General features: G+C 69.9%; 13 protein-coding genes. 5 read left to right on the forward strand and 8 right to left on the reverse strand.

The window, feature by feature from the left end:
* Window positions 1-61: 61 nt before the first annotated feature.
* The gene (locus tag ITJ66_RS01725) at window positions 62-2,962 is read right to left on the reverse strand and encodes a rhomboid family intramembrane serine protease (RefSeq protein ID WP_194643052.1); all 2,901 of its coding nucleotides are present in this window, start codon (window positions 2,960-2,962) and stop codon (window positions 62-64) included.
* 150 nt (window positions 2,963-3,112) lie between these two features.
* Here ITJ66_RS01725 and ITJ66_RS01730 point away from each other — a divergent pair, with 150 nt between their 5' ends.
* Together ITJ66_RS01730 and argG are read left to right on the forward strand one after the other, a co-directional pair.
* Window positions 3,113-5,092, forward strand: coding sequence for a M13 family metallopeptidase (locus ITJ66_RS01730; RefSeq protein ID WP_191940035.1), 1,980 nt, complete (start codon window positions 3,113-3,115; stop codon window positions 5,090-5,092).
* 445 nt (window positions 5,093-5,537) lie between these two features.
* Window positions 5,538-6,977: an argininosuccinate synthase gene (gene argG, locus ITJ66_RS01735; protein ID WP_079704472.1), complete on the forward strand. Its 1,440-nt coding sequence runs from the start codon at window positions 5,538-5,540 to the stop codon at window positions 6,975-6,977.
* Between the two features lie 494 nt (window positions 6,978-7,471).
* Here argG and ITJ66_RS01740 read toward each other — a convergent pair whose 3' ends face one another.
* Together ITJ66_RS01740 and ITJ66_RS01745 are read right to left on the reverse strand one after the other, a co-directional pair.
* Window positions 7,472-8,116 (reverse strand): cyclopropane-fatty-acyl-phospholipid synthase family protein, encoded by a 645-nt coding sequence (locus ITJ66_RS01740; RefSeq protein ID WP_194643054.1) that lies wholly within the window; start codon window positions 8,114-8,116, stop codon window positions 7,472-7,474.
* A 250-nt stretch (window positions 8,117-8,366) separates the two neighbouring features.
* A complete protein-coding gene (locus ITJ66_RS01745) occupies window positions 8,367-9,911 on the reverse strand; it encodes a leucyl aminopeptidase (RefSeq protein ID WP_194643056.1) in 1,545 nt (514 codons plus the stop codon).
* An 87-nt stretch (window positions 9,912-9,998) separates the two neighbouring features.
* On the opposite strand from ITJ66_RS01745, the gene ITJ66_RS01750 reads away from it, so the two are divergent.
* From ITJ66_RS01750 to ITJ66_RS01760, 3 genes are read left to right on the forward strand one after another with little or no spacing between them, the layout of a single operon-like run.
* Window positions 9,999-10,775 (forward strand): hypothetical protein, encoded by a 777-nt coding sequence (locus ITJ66_RS01750; protein ID WP_194643058.1) that lies wholly within the window; start codon window positions 9,999-10,001, stop codon window positions 10,773-10,775.
* Between the two features lie 15 nt (window positions 10,776-10,790).
* Complete coding sequence (locus ITJ66_RS01755) at window positions 10,791-11,552, forward strand: hypothetical protein (RefSeq protein ID WP_194643061.1); 762 nt, start codon at window positions 10,791-10,793, stop codon at window positions 11,550-11,552.
* Window positions 11,542-12,315 carry a nucleotidyl transferase AbiEii/AbiGii toxin family protein gene (locus tag ITJ66_RS01760; RefSeq protein ID WP_194643063.1) on the forward strand — a complete coding sequence of 258 codons (774 nt, stop codon included), beginning with the start codon at window positions 11,542-11,544 and terminating at the stop codon, window positions 12,313-12,315. Before ITJ66_RS01755 ends, ITJ66_RS01760 begins: the two co-directional genes overlap by 11 nt.
* A gap of 79 nt (window positions 12,316-12,394) precedes the next feature.
* On the opposite strand, the gene ITJ66_RS01765 is transcribed toward ITJ66_RS01760, so the two are convergent.
* The 5 genes from ITJ66_RS01765 to ITJ66_RS01785 are packed head-to-tail and all read right to left on the reverse strand — an operon-like array spanning window position 12,395 to window position 17,529.
* Entirely contained in the window at window positions 12,395-13,534 is a 1,140-nt protein-coding gene (locus tag ITJ66_RS01765) for a Gfo/Idh/MocA family protein (protein ID WP_194643065.1), read from the reverse strand.
* Window positions 13,531-14,310 (reverse strand): ThuA domain-containing protein, encoded by a 780-nt coding sequence (locus ITJ66_RS01770; protein WP_194643067.1) that lies wholly within the window; start codon window positions 14,308-14,310, stop codon window positions 13,531-13,533. Before ITJ66_RS01770 ends, ITJ66_RS01765 begins: the two co-directional genes overlap by 4 nt.
* 59 nt (window positions 14,311-14,369) lie before the next feature.
* A complete protein-coding gene (locus tag ITJ66_RS01775; RefSeq protein WP_137242794.1) occupies window positions 14,370-15,251 on the reverse strand; it encodes a carbohydrate ABC transporter permease in 882 nt (293 codons plus the stop codon).
* A 14-nt stretch (window positions 15,252-15,265) separates the two neighbouring features.
* Window positions 15,266-16,264, reverse strand: coding sequence for a carbohydrate ABC transporter permease (locus tag ITJ66_RS01780; RefSeq protein WP_194643069.1), 999 nt, complete (start codon window positions 16,262-16,264; stop codon window positions 15,266-15,268).
* A gap of 5 nt (window positions 16,265-16,269) precedes the next feature.
* Window positions 16,270-17,529, reverse strand: coding sequence for an ABC transporter substrate-binding protein (locus ITJ66_RS01785; protein ID WP_082916064.1), 1,260 nt, complete (start codon window positions 17,527-17,529; stop codon window positions 16,270-16,272).
* Window positions 17,530-17,562: the final 33 nt, after the last annotated feature.

Raw genomic sequence — 17,562 nt, forward strand, 5'->3', positions numbered from 1 at the left:
CGAGCCTAGCCGCGGGTGGTGACACGCCGCGTCGCCGTCCGAGACGGGACGAGTCGACGGCCTACCGCGCGAGCAGCGACCCGCTCAAGCCGGGGAGGTCGCGGAGACGGATGCCCGTGAGGAAGCCGGCCGCGGCGGCGTAGGCGACCCGTGGTTGGTCGGCGTCCTCGCGGCAGGCGAGGAACAGCGGCACGGCGGTGGCGCCCAGGCGCTCGGCGACGTCGGCGATCTCCGCGAAGCCGATGAGCGGGTCGACCCGGTGGGCGATGCCGGCCATCGTGCGCACGGCGACGCCGTCGGGCTCGGTGCCGTCCTGTGCCAGCCCGGAAGCAGCGAACGAGACCAAGGACGCACCTTCGGACGAGAATCGTCGGCAGGCGTCGGTCAGGGCCAGCTCGACGGCTCGGCTGGTCTGTTCCCCCGACGCTGTACCCGCACCCGCCGTCGTTCCGGCGTCGTCCTTCGACAGCGCGCGCCGGACTGCGTCGAGCGCCCACCCGTGCACGATGCCGCCGGCCCCGGGGATCGGCAACCAGGAGACCGCCGCGAGCACGGCGCCTGCGGCGTCGGTCACGACGGAGACCCGGACCGCGGCGGTCGGCTCCCGGTCGTCGCCATCGGGGGCGTCGATGCTCGAACCCACCGTGAGACCGAGCTCGGGCACGTGCCGGTCGGACACCCACACCGACGACAGCGCGCGGATCTGGCTGCGGAGCTCCCACGGCAGGTCGTGAGCGGGCAGCAGGATCGAGGTCGTCGGATCCGCGCCGGCGGCTCCCGCTGCACCCTCGGGACCAGCGGGTTCTGACACATCCGCCTCGCTGAGGTCGAGCACGAGGTCTCGACCGAGCGGCGACACCCGCCACCCCTCGGGCATGATGCGCGCGTCGCGGGTGGCGAAGACCGCCGGTGTGAGCCCCTCCTGCTCGGCCGCCGTCGCGAACGCCGACACCGCGGCGACTGCACCGCCGGGGTCGCCGATCGGCTCGCCGAGGGCCAGTGCGACGCCGGCATGTTGCTGGTAGGCGACCGCGTGTCCACCGTCGGCCGTGACGAACACCCGGTTTTCGGGGCGGAGCGCCGAGGCCGCCAGCGGTCCGCCGCCGTGTTCGCGCAGCAGCTGCGCCGCCCTGGCGCGTGCTCGCCGCGCACCGGGACCGATCGCCCCGGGCAGGCGTCGCCTGGTCTGGTTCGCCGCGACCCGGAACGCGTGGCGCGACAGTACGAGGACCACCGCCTGTCCCACCCACAGGACGCTCGCGGAGATCCAGATGGTCGACGCCACGAGCGGCACCTGGGCCAGCCAGGCGAGGGCGATCAGGGCGAGCGTGACCAGCAGGTTGCCGACGGTGAGCACCATCGCCGCCCACCAGGCCCAGCGATGACCACGACGGAGCCAGTTCGCGATCACCAGGATCGCGACGGTGTCGACCCCGACATCCAGGATGGAGCCCTGCGTCAGAGTGGTCGAACCGAGCGGCCCGTCGAGCGGCACGAGGGTGACGAGCAGCTGCACCGCACCGATCACGAGCAGCCCGGAAACGGCGAAGAGTCGCCAGTCGCGCATGGTCGGTCGTGGGGTCGACCGGTGCTCGCCGAGGAGGATGCGGGCCGCGATCACGAAGACGACGGTCGTGATGAAGTGCTCGAGGTCGTCGATCTTCCCGACGTAGAGGAGCGCGATCGACACCCACGACAGGAGCAGCAGCCGCCAGCGCAGCCGGTAGGGGGAACGCATGAACGCGGTCGCGGTCGCGACGCAGGCGAGGATGCCGCAGCTCGGACCGACGGCGAGCGTCGTCACGAGGGACTGCGCCCACGGCCAGTCGAGCCGAGCCAGCGCCAAGGCCGCACCGAGGGCCCCGAGGATACCGACGAGATGGCCGGTCACGAAGATCGCCGACGCCCGCAGCGTGCCGAATCGGACCTCGACCCACCCGCCGAACACGGCCGCGCCGACGATCGCGACGAGGTAGGCGAGCGGGTCGGCGGTGATGAACATGCCCGTCAGGACCGTCCACCAGCGCCCGGCTTCGAGGCTCGGCACCCCGTAGGCGAACGCCGGGTACCAGGCGGCCTGGTCGATCGGGCGCCACAGGCCGCCGGTCACGACGCCGAGTGCGACGAAGACGGTGACCAAGGCGGTGGTCGCGGGGGTCGTCCGCAGGGCCCAGCGCAGCGGCGTCAGGACGACGGAGATCGCGGCGCGCAGATCGGTGCGGACGGGGGCCGAGCTGGCGGTCCGGGTGGTCGGCGTGTCCATTCGGGCGTCGGCGTCGGTCGTGGCCGGGACCGACCCGGATGGCGACAACAGTTCGTCGAGCTCAGCCTCGGTCATCGACACCGGCGCGCGGTCAGCGGCCGGCTGGGCAGCCCGACGACGGATCCGGAACACGACGACCACCGCGATCACGACGGCCGCGGCACCGGCCAACGCGAGCGCCGCCCAGGAGAAGCGGTGCAGGAACTCCGTCGCGGCACTCCCCAGCACGGTGACGACCGTCACCACGAGCGAGGCCCAGGCGATGCCACCCGCCGCGTTGGCGACGAGGAAGTGCGGGTACGTCATGCGGAACATGCCCGCGAGCGGTCCGGAGAAGATGCGGAGGACGGCGATGAACCGTCCGACGAACACCGCCCACGGCCCCCACCGCCGCATGAGGTGCACCGCGGCGCCCAGCCGCTTCGGCCCCACGTGCTTCGGGAACCTGCGGTTCAGCACCGACAGGAGCCGCCGGCCGTATCGCTTGCCGATCCAGTACCCGATCGAGTCGCCGAGGATCGCACCACCGGCGGCCGCGGCGGCGACGAACACCGGGCTCAGGCCGCTCGACGCGGCGAGGAGGGTCGCCCCGATGAGCACGGTCTCTCCCGGCAACGGCACGCCGAGGCTTTCGACCGCGACGACCAGGAAGACGACGAGGAGCAGGACGCCGGGCGGGAAGTCGGCCAACCAGTCCACGCGGGCTCCTTCCGGCCGGGTGGGTCAACGGTAGTCCCTCGTTCCCCGAAGCGCTCGCGACGCTCCTCCACAGGACTCGGTCCAGAGCGGCACGCCCGCTCTGAGAGAACACCCGAGCCGTGGTCAGGTGCCGTCGCTAGGCTGATCCGCATGACTGACGCGCAGCTCGCCTCCGGCATCGACCGCTCCGAACTCGACCCGGCCGTGCGGCCGCAGGACGACCTCTTCCGCCACGTGAACGGCAAGTGGATGGACCGCACCGAGATCCCCGACGACAAGGCCCGCTGGGGATCGTTCCACCAGCTGGCGGAAGACGCCGAGAACGCCGTCCGCGACATCATCGAGGAGTCGCAGACGAACCCCGACGGCGAGGAGGGCGTGAAGATCGGCGCCCTGTACGCCAGCTTCATGGACGTCGACCGGGCCAACGCCCTCGGAGCGACCCCGCTCGCCGACCAGCTCGCCCGCGTCGCAGCGGTCGACTCCATCGAGTCCTTCCTCCGCCTGTCCGGCGAGTTCGAGGCCGAGGGGGTCGGCGGCTTCCTGCAGCTCTTCGTCGACAACGACCCGGGCAACCCCGAGCGCTACCTCGTCTTCGCCGAACAGGGCGGTATCACGCTGCCCGACGAGTCCTACTTCCGTGAAGACACCTTCGCCGAGATCCGCGACGCCTACCGCGCACACCTCCAGACGATGTTCGAGCTCGCCGGCATCGACGACGCTGCCGCACGCGCCGACCGCGTATTCGCCCTCGAGACGGCGATCGCGTCCAAGCACTGGGACAACGTCGCCACCCGCGACAGCGAGAAGACGTACAACCTGTACTCGTGGGACGAAGCGGCGGCGCTCGCCGCAGGCGCCGACCTCGACGGCCCGAACCTCGCCGTCTGGCGCGACGCGATCGGCGCCGCCGACGACGTGTTCGCCGAGATCGTCGTCCGCGAGCCGAGCTTCCTCGAGGGCCTCGGTGAGCTCCTCGTCGCCGAGCAGCTCGAGTCCTGGAAGGACTGGCTGGCCTGGAAAGTCGTCCACGGTGCCGCTCCGTACCTCTCCGAGGAGTTCGGTCGCGCCAACTTCGACTTCTACGGCAAGACCCTCACCGGCACGCCGCAGCAGCGCGAGCGCTGGAAGCGCGGCGTCTCGCTCGTCGAGGGCATGCTCGGCGAGGCCGTCGGCCGCATCTACGTCGACCGGCACTTCGGCGCCACGTCGAAGGACGAGATGGACGTCCTCGTCGGCTTCCTCGTCGAGGCGTACCGCGACAGCATCGAGAACCTCGAGTGGATGAGCCCCGAGACCCGCACGCGCGCGCTGGAGAAGCTCGACAAGTTCACGCCGAAGATCGGTTTCCCCGTGAAGTGGCGCGACTACTCGGCGCTGGAGCTCGAGGCCGACGACCTGCTCGGCAACGTCCGTCGTGCCAGCCGGTTCGAGATGGACCGAGAACTGGGCAAGATCGGCAAGCCGCTCGATCGCGACGAGTGGTTCATGACGCCGCAGACGATCAACGCCTACTACAACCCCGGCTTCAACGAGATCGTGTTCCCCGCCGCCATCCTCCAGTACCCGTTCTTCGACGCCGGTCGCGACGCCGCCGCGAACTACGGGGCGATCGGCGCGGTCATCGGTCACGAGATCGGGCACGGCTTCGACGACCAGGGATCGAAGTTCGACGGCGACGGCCGACTCACCGACTGGTGGACCGAGGCCGACCGCGCGGCGTTCGAGGAGCGCACCGCGTCGCTCATCGAGCAGTACAACGCGCTGGCTCCCGCCCAGGTGCCCGACCACCACGTGAACGGCGCCCTGACGATCGGCGAGAACATCGGCGACCTCGGCGGGCTCGGCATCGCCTGGAAGGCGTACCTGCTGTCGCTCGAGGGCGCGGAGCCGCCGGTCATCGACGGCCTCACCGGTGCGGAGCGGTTCTTCCTCTCCTGGGCGCAGGCCTGGCAGCAGAAGGGACGCGACGCGGAGGTCATCCGTCTGCTGTCGATCGACCCGCACTCGCCGAACGAGTTCCGATGCAACCAGATCGTCCGGAACATCGACGCCTTCTACGAGGCGTTCGGCGTCACCGAGTCCGACGCAGCATGGCTCGCCCCCGAGGAGCGCGTCACCATCTGGTAGCCGACCTGCCGGTCCCTGTCCCCTCACCACCCGGTCCCTGAGCTTGTCGAAGGGCAGGGCTTGTCGAAGGGCAGGAACCGCTTGTCGAAGGGTCGGCTCCGCCTGTCGCCCCCTGCCGATGACCCCAGTAGTGGGACATGCGGAAGGTCGGTGGACGCTGCGAGAATCACTCTGGAGTCGACGAATCGTCATCCCGATGCACTCGAGAAGCTCATGGCGCGAGACCCGAACAGCGCCTGAGTGGACCTGGTCCGATCCGTCCGGTTCACAGCAGCGTCGCCGTCGATATCGCCACAGCCCCGCCGTCCCCCGGCCCGGGCGAGGCGGTACCGGCGGCGACGTGCTCCGCTCCGGTTCATTCGCCCATTCTTGGGCGAATGGGCCTTCCGTCGCCCAAGAATGGGCGAATGAACACCGTGGCGCGCGAACCCGTAGAATCGCAGGCGTGTCTAAAGTCTTGAGCAGCCTCCCCGTCGGCGAGCGCGTCGGCATCGCCTTCTCCGGAGGTCTCGACACCTCCGTCGCCGTCGCCTGGATGCGCGAGAAGGGTGCCATCCCGTGCACCTACACCGCCGACATCGGCCAGGCAGACGAACCGAACATCGGCGCCGTCCCCGACCGCGCCAAGGAGTACGGCGCCGAGATCGCGCGCCTCGTCGACGCGAAGTCGGCGCTCGTCGAGGAGGGCCTCGTCGCCCTCCAGTGCGGTGCGTTCCACATCCGCAACGCCGGTAAGACCTACTTCAACACGACGCCGCTCGGCCGCGCCGTGACGGGCACAATGCTCGTCCGCGCGATGAAGGAGGACGGCGTCGACATCTGGGGCGACGGTTCCACCTACAAGGGCAACGACATCGAGCGGTTCTACCGCTACGGTCTGCTCGCCAACCCGCGCCTGCGCATCTACAAGCCGTGGCTCGACGTCGACTTCGTCAACGAGCTCGGTGGCCGTAAGGAGATGAGCGAGTGGCTCGTCGCCCGCGACTTCCCGTACCGCGACTCCACCGAGAAGGCGTACAGCACCGACGCCAACATCTGGGGCGCCACCCACGAGGCCAAGCGCCTCGAGGAGCTCAGCTCCGGCATGGAACTCGTCGAGCCGATCATGGGCGTGCCGTTCTGGCGTGAAGACGTCGCGATCGCCTCCGAGGTCGTCACCGTCACCTTCGAGGCCGGTCGCCCGGTCGCGCTCAACGGCGTCGAGTACGCCGACGCGGTCGCGCTGGTCCTCGAGGCCAACGCCATCGGCGGTCGTCACGGTCTCGGCATGAGCGACCAGATCGAGAACCGCATCATCGAGGCGAAGAGCCGCGGCATCTACGAGGCCCCCGGCATGGCGCTCCTCCACATCGCGTACGAGCGTCTGCTCAACGCGATCCACAACGAGGACACGGTCGCCAACTACCACAACGAGGGTCGCCGACTCGGCCGCCTCATGTACGAGGGCCGCTGGCTCGACCCGCAGTCGCTCATGCTGCGCGAGTCCATCCAGCGCTGGGTCGGCTCCGCCGTCTCCGGCGAGGTCTCCATCCGTCTGCGCCGCGGCGACGACTACACGATCCTCGACACCTCGGGCCCGGGCCTCAGCTACCACCCCGACAAGCTCTCGATGGAGCGCGTCGGTGACGCAGCGTTCGGTCCCGACGACCGCATCGGCCAGCTCACCATGCGCAACCTCGACATCGCGGACTCGCGCTCGCGGCTCGAGCAGTACGCAGCGGCCGGCATCGTCGGCGGCGCGACCGCCGACCTCGTCGGCAAGCTCGAGCAGGGTGAGGCGCAGGAGATCCTCGGTGGCGAACTCCTCGACCCGACCGCCGACGCCCTCGAGCGCGCGACCGACCTCGCTTCCGAGGGCGCCGCGTTCGACTCCGGCACCGACTAGTCGCACCACGTAACGCCGAACGCCCGCCGCACTCCAGGAGTGCGGCGGGCGTTCTGTCGTGGTCCCTCCCGTTCCGTTCTCAGGAGTCCTGCGGTGCGCCGGGCTGGAGTGCTTGCGACACACCGGACGACTCCTGAGTTCGGGCAGGAAGGCGGTGCGGTGTCCACAGCGCAGGACAACCGCGGTGTGTCCTGACCGTTCTCAGGAGTCCTGCGGTGCGTCGGGCTGGAGTGCTTGCGACACACCGGACGACTCCTGAGTTGGGGACGGCAGGGGTTCGCAACTCAGGACCGGTGCGGCGCGTCCCGCCGGACACGCCGGGCGGCCGATGTGACCCGCCGGGCCGTCCTGAGTTGTGAACCGGCCGGGCCTACGCGGGGACGGGTGACTCCGCGTACCGCCCGGGTGTTGCGTTGTCCCTCACTCAGGACTGCTGCGGCGTGTCGGGTGTGACACGCCGGCCGGGCGGCGCGACACGCTGAGACGCTCCTGAGTTAGGGACGGCGACGGAGGACGAGGACGCTGTCGTCGAGCTCGGCGGGCTCGCCGTCGGGCCCGATCGCGGCGCGCGCGACGAGGCCTGCGGTGACGACCTCCCACTCGGTCTCCTCCAGCTCCAGCGAGGCGTGGACCTCGTCGGGCGTCGGGAAGTGTGCGTGCGCGATGTGCTCGGTCGCCCAGGGTGGCGGGCCTGCGTGGCCGACGATGAGGAGCGTGCCGCCGGGAGCGACGGCCGATGCGGCACGGCGCAGCACCGCCTCGCGCGGGAACTCGACGGGGGAGTGCAGGAAGGTCGCGGTCACGAGATCGAACGACGCCGACGGCTCCCACTCGACGAGGTCGGCCTGCACCCAGGTGATGCGATCGGCGACCCCTGCCTCGCTCGCTGTGGAGGCTCCGAGGGCGAGTGCGCTCGGGGAGATGTCGACGGCGGTCACGGACCAGCCCTGCCGGGCGAGCCACACGGCGTCGGCGCCCTCCCCGCTGCCGAGCTCGAGCGCGGTGCCCGGTGGCAACCCGCGCACCTCACGCTCGAGGGCGGCGTTCGGATTGCCGCTCCACACCTGGCCGCGGCTGCTGTAGCGGTGCTCCCAGAAGGCGGCGGGATCGGTGATGGCGGGCTCGTGCTCGGAGGTCATGGCATCAGCCTGCCGCGATCTCGACGACGAGCGGACGGTTCTTGCCGAAACGGCAACGGGAGCCCGTCACCGCGCGGCCGTCGATACGCTCACGGACCGCCCTTCGACAGGCTCAGGGCCCGGCGCCTGCCACAAGCCCGGGGCGGGGTTACGGGTGGGGAGATTCGGTCACTGAGCCTGTCGAAGTGCTGGCGGGTCCGGTGGTTCGGTCCTCACCCTTCGACAGGCTCAGGGGCCGGCCGACCGCAGGTCAGGCGCGGAAGTTGAGCGCCAGGTCGATGAGGAGGCGCGTGCCGTACCCGGTCGCACCCTTCGACCGCCACGACTCGTCCGACTCCACGAGCATGGTGCCCGCGATGTCGAGGTGCGCCCACGGGATATCGCCGACGAACTCCGCGAGGAACAGGGCGGCGAGCGTCGAACCGGCGAACCGCCCGCCGATGTTGGCGAGGTCCGCGACGTCCGAGTCGAGCTGCTTGCGGTAGCTGCGTTCGAGCGGCAACTGCCACAGCTGCTCGTCGGTGGCCTTCGACGACGCGAGCGTCTGGTCGACGATGCCCTGGTCGGTCCCGTGCACCGCCGCCGTCTTCGTACCGAGCGCCATGATCGCGGCACCGGTCAGGGTCGCGATGTCGACGATCGCGTCGGGCTCCTCCTCGACGGCGAGGCTCAGGCCGTCGGCGAGGACGAGGCGACCCTCGGCGTCGGTGTTCTTGATCTCCACGGTGGTGCCGTTGCGGAACGTCAGCACGTCGCCGAGCATCGTGGCCGAGCCCGAGGGCATGTTGTCCGTGCACATGAGGAACGCCGTGACGCTGCTCGTGCAGTGCAACTCCTCCAGCGCTGTCATGGCGGACAGGATCGCTCCGGCGCCCGCCATGTCCATCTTCATCGCCGCGTGGGACGGGTCGGACGGCTTGAGCGAGATGCCGCCCGAGTCGTACATGATTCCCTTGCCGACGAGCGCGAGGTGTCCTGCGGCCTCGATCGGCGAGCCGTCGTCGTCCTTCGGCGTGTACCGGAGCTTGATCATGCGCGGTGCCTCGACGCTGCCGGCGTTGACCCCGAGCAGGCCGCCGAGACCGAGCTCGATGAGCGCGTCCTTGTCGAAGACCTCGACGTCGAGCCCGTTGGCGGCACCGAGCGTCTCGGCCACCTCGGCGAGGTCGGTCGCCGTGAGGTGTCCGGGAGGTGTGTTCGCGAGGTCGCGCGCGAGGTTCGCCGAACGGGCGAGGACCTCGCCACGGTGTGCGCCGGTCGCGGTCTCCGGGAGGTCTTCGGCACCGGCGACGAGGTGGAGCGCGACGAGCGGGGTGCGCTTCGTCTCCCGCTTCAACTCGGTGTAGCGGTACCGGGCGAGGAGCGCGCCCTCGACGACGAGCTGGCCGGCCGAGGCCGGGTCGAGGTCGAACGATCGCGCCACGTCGAGGCCGATGCTCGCGAAGGAGGATGCCGCCCGGGCGAAGGCCGCAGCGATGTCGCGGAAGGCTGCCGGGGTGCGCTTCTCAGGCGCACCGACGCCGACCGCGATGTACGTCGGGGCGTCCTGGCTGGGGATGATGAGCGTCTGGCCGATCTCGCCGGTGAAGCCGGCGCGGGTCAGTGCCGCGCGGTCGAGTCCGAGCGCGGCGGGGATGTCGTCGGCGGCGCCGTCGGCTGCGGGGGCGACGGCCAGGCCGATCGCTTCGACGCCCTCGGGGAGTTCGATCGCGATGCTCAGCTCGACCGCCTCGGCGTCGAGTGAGGGGGTGCGGGAGAAGGTCGGCGGGATCAGCTTGGTGGGGCGGGATGGCATGCAGCGTCCTTCGTCTCGGAGTCGGGCTGGATCCATCGTATGGGCCTCACCTGGCCGCTGACGCGAGGGGTCTGGCAGGATGCCGGGATGGGTGCATGGGGAACGGCGATCTTCTCGAACGACACGGCGTCGGACATCTGCACCGAGTACCGCGAGTACGTGCAGGACCGGGTGCCGGACGACGAGGCGACGCGACGGACCATCGCGTCCTTCGCCCACCTGGTGGAGCGCGAGGACGGCGAGCTGTGGATCCCGCTCGCGGCCGCGCAGAGCGAGGTCGGCCGACTCGATCCCGACGTGCGGACGCGGGCGCTCGCGGCGATCGATCGCGGTGCCGACCTCGAGCTGTGGGCCGAAGCAGGCCCGGGGGAGGTCGCCAGGCGGACCGCGGCCCTCGACCGTCTCCGCGAGAAGCTCCTCGGCCCGCAGCCTGCACCGAAGAGCCTCCGTCGATCGTGGCGCCACGTGGAGGACGACCTGTCGCCGGGCGACGTCCTCGCGTTCACGGCTCCCAACGGACTGACCGCCCTGTTCCGGGTCGCCGGCATCCATCGGTCCCGATACGGCGACTCGCCCGAGCTCGACGTGCTCGACTGGGTGGGCGAGCAGATCCCCGGGCCGGAGATCCTGGCGACACTGCGAGCGAAGCGCGAGCCGGCCTCGGGCAACCTGCCGGAGCGCCCGGTCGTCTGGCAGCCGCACCGCTTCCGCAAGACGGACCCGGTGTGGCACGAGGTCGGCTTCGTCCGTGTCGCACGCCTCGAGGGTTGGCCGAACAGGCCGGGCCAGACCCCGGGCCACTCCGGCCTCTGGCGGGTGCTCAACCTGGTCGTGACCCGCGACCTCCTCGACGGCACCTGGTGAGGTGAGGCGGATCGCGTGCACCTCGCCACCGCGTGTGTGGGAAGCACACCGTTTGTGCCATGCGCGACGATTCCTTTCGGTGCACCATCTATACCCATTTTGGGTATACTCAGTGCAGTGAAGACGCATCGAGATGAAGTGGCTGGCGCAGCAGCTCTCGCGCGACGTCCTCTGAGGGTGGCGCGTCCGGCGGATCTCGCTGACGTCTATCGCAATCCCTCGAAGGAGCTGTCGCGGCTCGAGCAGTCCGGCAAGGTGGTTCGGCTTGCGTATGGGTTCTACATCGCGGTGCCCGATGACCGCATCGGCACGGACTGGAGGCCCACGCTCGAGAGTGCCGGTCTGGCGATCGCCACGGCCATGCAGGGCGATCGGGTGCCGGTCCTCATGGGCCTCGGCGCTGCTCGCTTTCATCGAGCCATCCCTCGTGCGGTCGCGGTGACCACGATCGCGGTGCCGTCGAAGCGGAATTCCATCCGGTTGTCCGCTGGTGGCGAGGTCGTGTTCGTCGCGCGTGACGTGGACCGATTGGAGGCCCGCCTCGAACGGTTGGATCTCGGGAGCGGGCTCGTCACGACGGTGGAGCAGACCGCGTTCGACCTCCTCATGCGGCCTGGGCTTGGAGGCATGTCCGCAGGAGCTGCAGAGGCGGTGACCAACCTCGCCCCTCGAGTCGATGCGGGTGAACTCCAACGGATCGCCTCACGCCACGGGCGGATGAACGATGCCGTGCGAGCGCTCATCTCGAGGCGGGAGGAGGCCGAGGATGGCAGCTGAACGGACTCCGACCCCCGGCGTCCTCAGTGCAGCCGAGCGCAGGCGAATCGAGGACCAGTTCGGCGTCGAGACCGCGCAGGTGGTCCGAGACCATCTGATCTCCCATGTGCTGGCAGCGCTTTCGGAGACCGTCGCCGACGAAGTGATCTTCTTCGGGGGCACGGCTCTCGCGCGGACCCATCTCCCGTTCCTCCGGCTGAGTGAAGACATCGACCTCATCGCCGTCGGGTCGCGGGCGCAGGTCGGCCGCCGAATCGAACAAGCGGTCCGAGGCTCACTGCAGCGGACCTTCGGTGAGGTGCAGTTCCTTCCAGGATTCGACGCGACTCGCGGTTCCGAACCGGTCGTCCTCAGCGTCGATGCCAGCAGCATCCAGGTGCAGCTCCTCGACCAGGTCGGCTACCCGAAGTGGCCGACGGAACGCCTCGAACTGGTGCAGCGGTACAGTGACGCGCCGCCCGCGTGGCTCACGGTGCCGACCCGTTCGGCGTTCGTGGCGGCGAAGGTCTCCGCCTGGGCCGATCGCAGGGCGCCGCGTGATCTGTACGACCTGTGGGCGCTCCAAGCGCACGGCGCGTTCGACGTCGAGGCGGCACGCCTGTTCGCAACCATCGGGCCGGGTGGGCGACCCAACGCATGGACCTTTGACACGGCACCGGACGGCGTCGAGTGGCAGCGCGCGCTGGCTCACCAGGGCCGTATCGACGTGGACCCGGAAACTGCGCTCACGACCGTCCGAGACGCTTGGTCGCGTCTGAGCTGACCGTACGGCAGCCTCGACCGGCATGTGAGGTGAGGCGGATCGTCGCTCGCGGGATGCGCGGGCGACGATCCGCCTCACCTCAGCGGGAGGCGACGAGTGCAGCCCGGACGTCGTCGCGCGGCTCGGCCCCGATCGCCTGCGTGTGCGCCTGGGCGAGTACGTCCGCGATGACCACGCGCTCGCCGGACTCGGCGGACCGCACGGCGGCCTCCACCATCGCGAGGCTCAGCACGTTGGCGTGCACCTCGCCCGACGGGACACGCCCCGTGCGCAGGGCATCCACGAACTCGACGAGCGACCCGGCGATCTCCTCCGGCACGTCCGGCTCGAGCTCGGCGGTCTCGACCGCCGACGGTGATCCGCCCTGCGGCGCGAGCTGCCGCTGCGGAGCGGAGTCGCCGTCCCAGACGGCCGTGCCGCGCTCGCCGTTCACCCGCCAGCTGCCGTTCCACGAGGTCTCCACGCCGTCCGCACACCAGCTGCCGCTGTAGGTGTAGCGGACTCCTCCGGCGAACTCGAAGATCGCGGTCGCGGCGGCGTCGGCGGAGAACCAGCTCCACCCGGGGTTGTACTCCTCGCAGTACACGGCGATCGGGTCGCTGCCGAGGACGTAGCGGGCGGCGTCGAAGGCATGGATCGCCATGTCGACGAGCAGCACGTGCGGCATCTCCTCGCGGAAGCCGCCGAAGTGCGGCGCCTTGAAGAACTCCGTGGTCGCGGACCCGAGCCGACCGAGTGACGCGACCTGCTCCCGGAAGGCGGCGATCGACGCGTAGTAGCGACGCGACTGGCTCGTCATGAGCAGTTGCCCGCTGGCCTCGGCCGTCGCCGCCAATGAGAGCGCCTGCGCCACGGTCGGCGCGATCGGCTTCTCGCAAAGCACCGGCAACCCGGCGAAGAGCGCCTCGGTGTTGACCGGGTGGTGCGCGGCGGGCACGGTGACGTTGACGACCGCGTCCGCCGCCGTCGCCTCGGAGACGACCGACACGCTGGTGCCGACGACGACACCCTCGGGGCCCACCCGGAGCTCGGCGTCGGTCACCGCCGACTCGGCGAGGGCCGTGTCGAGGTCGACGACGCCGACGAGTTCCGTGTCCGGGTTCGCGAGGATCGTCCGCAACCACGCCCGTCCCATCCCACCCGCACCGACGAGCACGAGCCGGACCGGCCTGGTGGCGTGCGCGAGCGTCGCGAAGCCACCGTCGACAGGAGCACTCATCGCGCGAGCGCCCCTTCGTACCCGCGGCCGTTGTAGAAGTCCTCGGTCTCGTACCGCAGCAGGACCGGCACCGCGCGTTCCGGACGCAGCGTCTGCGCCCACCGGACGCCGTTCGCGAGGACGCGACGGACGTGCTCGTGGTGGTAGACCGGGTAGTCCTGGTCGCCGGGGGAGAAGAAGAAGATCTTGCCGAAGCCGCGCTTGTAGGTCATGCCGGAACGGAAGACCTCGCCACCGGTGAAGGTCGACAGGAAGACGAGCTCGTCGGGCGCGGGGACGTCGAAGAACTCGCCGTACATCTCCTGCGCCGGGATGATGAACGGGTGCGGGACCCCCTGGGCGATCGGGTGGGTGGGGTCGACGGTCCAGACGATCTCGCGGTCCTCCTCCGACCGCCACCGGAGCGTGCACGAGGTGCCCATGAGCTTGCCGAAGATCTTCGACCAGTGGCCGGAGTGCAGCACGAGCAGGCCCATACCGGCGAGCACGTGCTGGTGCACGCGCTCGACGACCTCGTCGGCGACCTCGCCGTGAGCCGCGTGGCCCCACCAGACGAGCACGTCGGTCGCGGCGAGCACCTCCTCGGTGAGCCCGTGCTCCGGTTCGTCGAGCGTGGTCGTGGTGACCACGGCGTCGGCGCCGAGGTGCTCCTCGATGCCCTCCTTGATGGTCGTGTGCATGCCATCCGGGTAGATGGCGCGGACCTTCTCCTCGATCTGCTCGTGGCGGTTCTCGCCCCAGACGAGGACGCGGATGGGGGTGCTGCTGTCGGACATGGTGGTGCTCCTTCGAGGATGCGTTGCGTGGTCGGAGAGGGTGTCGGAGAGGTCGTCGGTCACTTCACGGCGCCGCCTGTCGCGCCCGCGGCGATGAACCGCTGGGCGATGACGAGCAGCAGGATCGCGGGCAGGGACGAGAGGACGGCGGTCGCCATCACCGCGCTCCAGTTCGAGACCTGCGAGCCGAGGTACTGGTAGATGCCGAGCGTCACTGGCCGGACGTCCTCCGTCGTCGTCAGCGTCAGGGCGAACAGGAAGTCGCTCCAGGAGAAGAGGAAGGCGAACAGGCCGGCGGTGATGAGCACGTTGCGGCTCACCGGGAGGACGATCGAGACGAAGGCCCGCACGTGCCCCGCGCCGTCGACCCGTGCCGCCTCCACGATCGACGGCGGGATGGTCTGCATCGACGCCCGCAGGATGAGGATCGCGAACGGGATGGCGTGCGAGGCGTCGGCGAGGATCAGCCCGGGGATCGAGTTGAGCAGGCCGAGGTCGTTGTAGGCCGAATAGAGGGCGTTCGCGATCACGATGCCCGGGATCATCTGGGCGATCAGGATCACGAGGAGGGCGATGCTGATCCACCGGAACCTGAACTGCGCGAGGGCGTAGGCCGCTGGGGCCGCGATCGCGAGGGTCAGGACGACGGTGCCGAGCGAGATGACGAGGCTCGTGACGAGGTGCCCGCCCTGGTCGGCGATCGCCTTCTCGTACCCGGCGAAGCTCGGGTTCACCGGGAAGAAGTCCCCCGTGAGCGTGTTTCCGGAGGGTTGCAGGGACGCGTTCACCATCCAGTAGACGGGGAAGAGCATGATCGCGAGGATGAGGATGCCGAGGACGGTGGAGCCGAGGTGGCGTCGGTCGCCGCGGTGTCGACGCGGGCCGACCGGTGCGAAGCGGCGCGTCTGCCGGCCGCCGGTCACGATGCTGGTCGTGGTCATGAGGGTCCGTGTCCTTACTCGTCGACCGCGCGTCGGTTCACGCGCAGGTAGACGATGGCGAAGAGGAGCGAGATGACGATGAGGATGTTGCTGAAGGCCGCACCGACACCGAACTCGAAGCCCACGAACGACTCCTGATACGACCGCACCGCGAGGGTCTGGGTGGCGTTCGCCGGCCCGCCGTTCGTGAGGCCGAGGATGATGTCGAGCACCTTGATCGTGTAGACGACGCCGAGCACGAGCACGACGCTGACCACGGGCCTGAGGTTCGGCCAGGTGATGTGGCGGAACGCCTTCCAGCCGGTCGCGCCGTCGAGCGCTCCCGCCTCGTAGAGCTCGTCGGGGATGTCCTGGAGGCCGCCATAGAGGATCGTGACGTTGAACGGGATGCCGATCCAGATGTTGACGAGGACGACCGCGAACAGGGCCACCGACGGGCTCGTCAGCCAGGGGACGCCCGACAGGCCGATGGATCCGAGGGCGGCGTTCAGGACGCCGCTGTCCTGGTCGAGGATCGACCGCCAGGTGGCGCTCGACACGATCAGGGGGAGGAGCCAGGGGAGCAGCAGCATCGCGCGGAGGAACGAGCTCAGGGGGAAGCGTCGCTTGAAGAAGACGGCGAGCGCGAGCCCGATCACGAACTGCCCGGCGATCGACCCCACCGTGAACAGCGCCGTGTTGAGCAGTGCCGGCGTGAACAGCTGGGAACTGAACACGGTCACGTAGTTCGCGAACCCGACCCACGGAGCCTCGCCCGTGAAGAACGTCTTCGTCGTGTACTCCTGGAAGCTCATCGTGACGTTCTTGACGACCGGGTAGCCGAAGAAGAGGACGATGTAGAGCGCTGCGGGGAGGACGAAGCCGAGCTTGATCAGGTCTTCCCGGCGGAAGCGTCGGGACCGGCGGCCGGCCCCGGCGGGGGTGCGCTTGGTCGGCGCGCCCCCGCCGGTGCCGCTGGACCGCTGGTCGGTCTTCCGGTCCTGGAGCGATGCTCCGGCGATGCCGCTGCTCATCGGGATCAGCCCGCGGCCGCCTGCTTGAACGCCTCTTCAGGCGTCGCCTGCCCGGTCAGGGCGAGCTGGATGGCGGTGTAGATCTCGGTCGCGGCCTCGGGCCACTCCTCGCCGAGCTCGCCGGTGCGCGAGCGGGCGTTGGCGACCTGCTCCGTGAACGCGGCCATCTCGGGGACCTTCGCGACGTACTGCTCGGCCAGGGCCGTCTTCGTCGGGACGGTGAAGCGGGCCTCGGCGAGGGCGAGCTGGTTCTCGTCGCTCGAGATGCACTCGACGAACTTCGCCGCCTTCGCCTGCTTGTCCTTGTCGCCGGTCACGGGGACGGTCCAGACCTCGCCGCCGAGCGGGGCGACGGGCGTCTGGCCGGCCTTGTTGACCGGAACCTGGACGCTGCCGTACTTGAGGTTCGTGTCGGCGCTGAGGGCCGGGATCTGCCACGGGCCGTTGATCATCATCGCGGCCTTGCCGGCCATGAACTGGTCGTTCACGTCGGCCTGCGACCAATTGATGACGCTCTTCGACGCCGACCCCGAGTTCACGAGGTCGACCTGCAGCTGGAGCGCCTCGGCGACGGCGGGCGTCGTGAGGTCGGCCTCGTCGCCGCCGTTGGTCCACATGAACGGCAGGAACTGCCAGCTGCCCTCGTAGGTGGCGATGGAGCTGAAGGCCAGCCCGTAGGTGTCGCCCTCGGTCAGTGCAGCGGCGGCCGTCTTGAGTTCGTCCCACGTGGTCGGCGGGGTGATGCCCTTCGCGGCGAGGAGATCCTCGTTGTAGAAGAGGCCGAGGGTGTTGACCGTCGGCGCCAGGCCGTAGACCTCGCCCTCGTAGCTCGCCGCGTCGAGGATGCCCTTCGCGAAGCCCGAGGTGTCGACGCCGTAGTCGCTGAGTGGCGAGAGTCCGCCGGTCGCGGCGATCTCCTGGACGTCCGGGTTGTCGAGCATGAGGACGTCGGGCAGCGTCTTGGACGACGACTGCTGGAGCACCTTCTGGATGAGGTCCTTGCCGGGGACGGTCTCGCGCTTGATCTTCACGCCGACGTCGTCCGCGCACCGGTCGAGGGCGTCGCCCACGAGGGTCTTGTCGGGTTCGTTGTTGTAGTAGTCGAGGATCGTGAGGGTGCCGGCGTCGCCTCCGGCCGCCGCGCCACCGCCACCGCTGCACGCGGTGAGGGCGAACGGGGTGATCGCGAGGATCGCGAGCGATCCGAGCACGTGCGGCCGACGGATGATGCGAGGCCGGGTGTCGCGGGTGGTCGTGGATCTCATGTCATGGCTCCTTTGCCTGGTGAGTGGTGTTCG

It is taken from the genome of Plantibacter sp. VKM Ac-2885 (genome assembly GCF_015351205.1).
Classification (GTDB): Bacteria; Actinomycetota; Actinomycetes; order Actinomycetales; family Microbacteriaceae; genus Plantibacter; species Plantibacter auratus.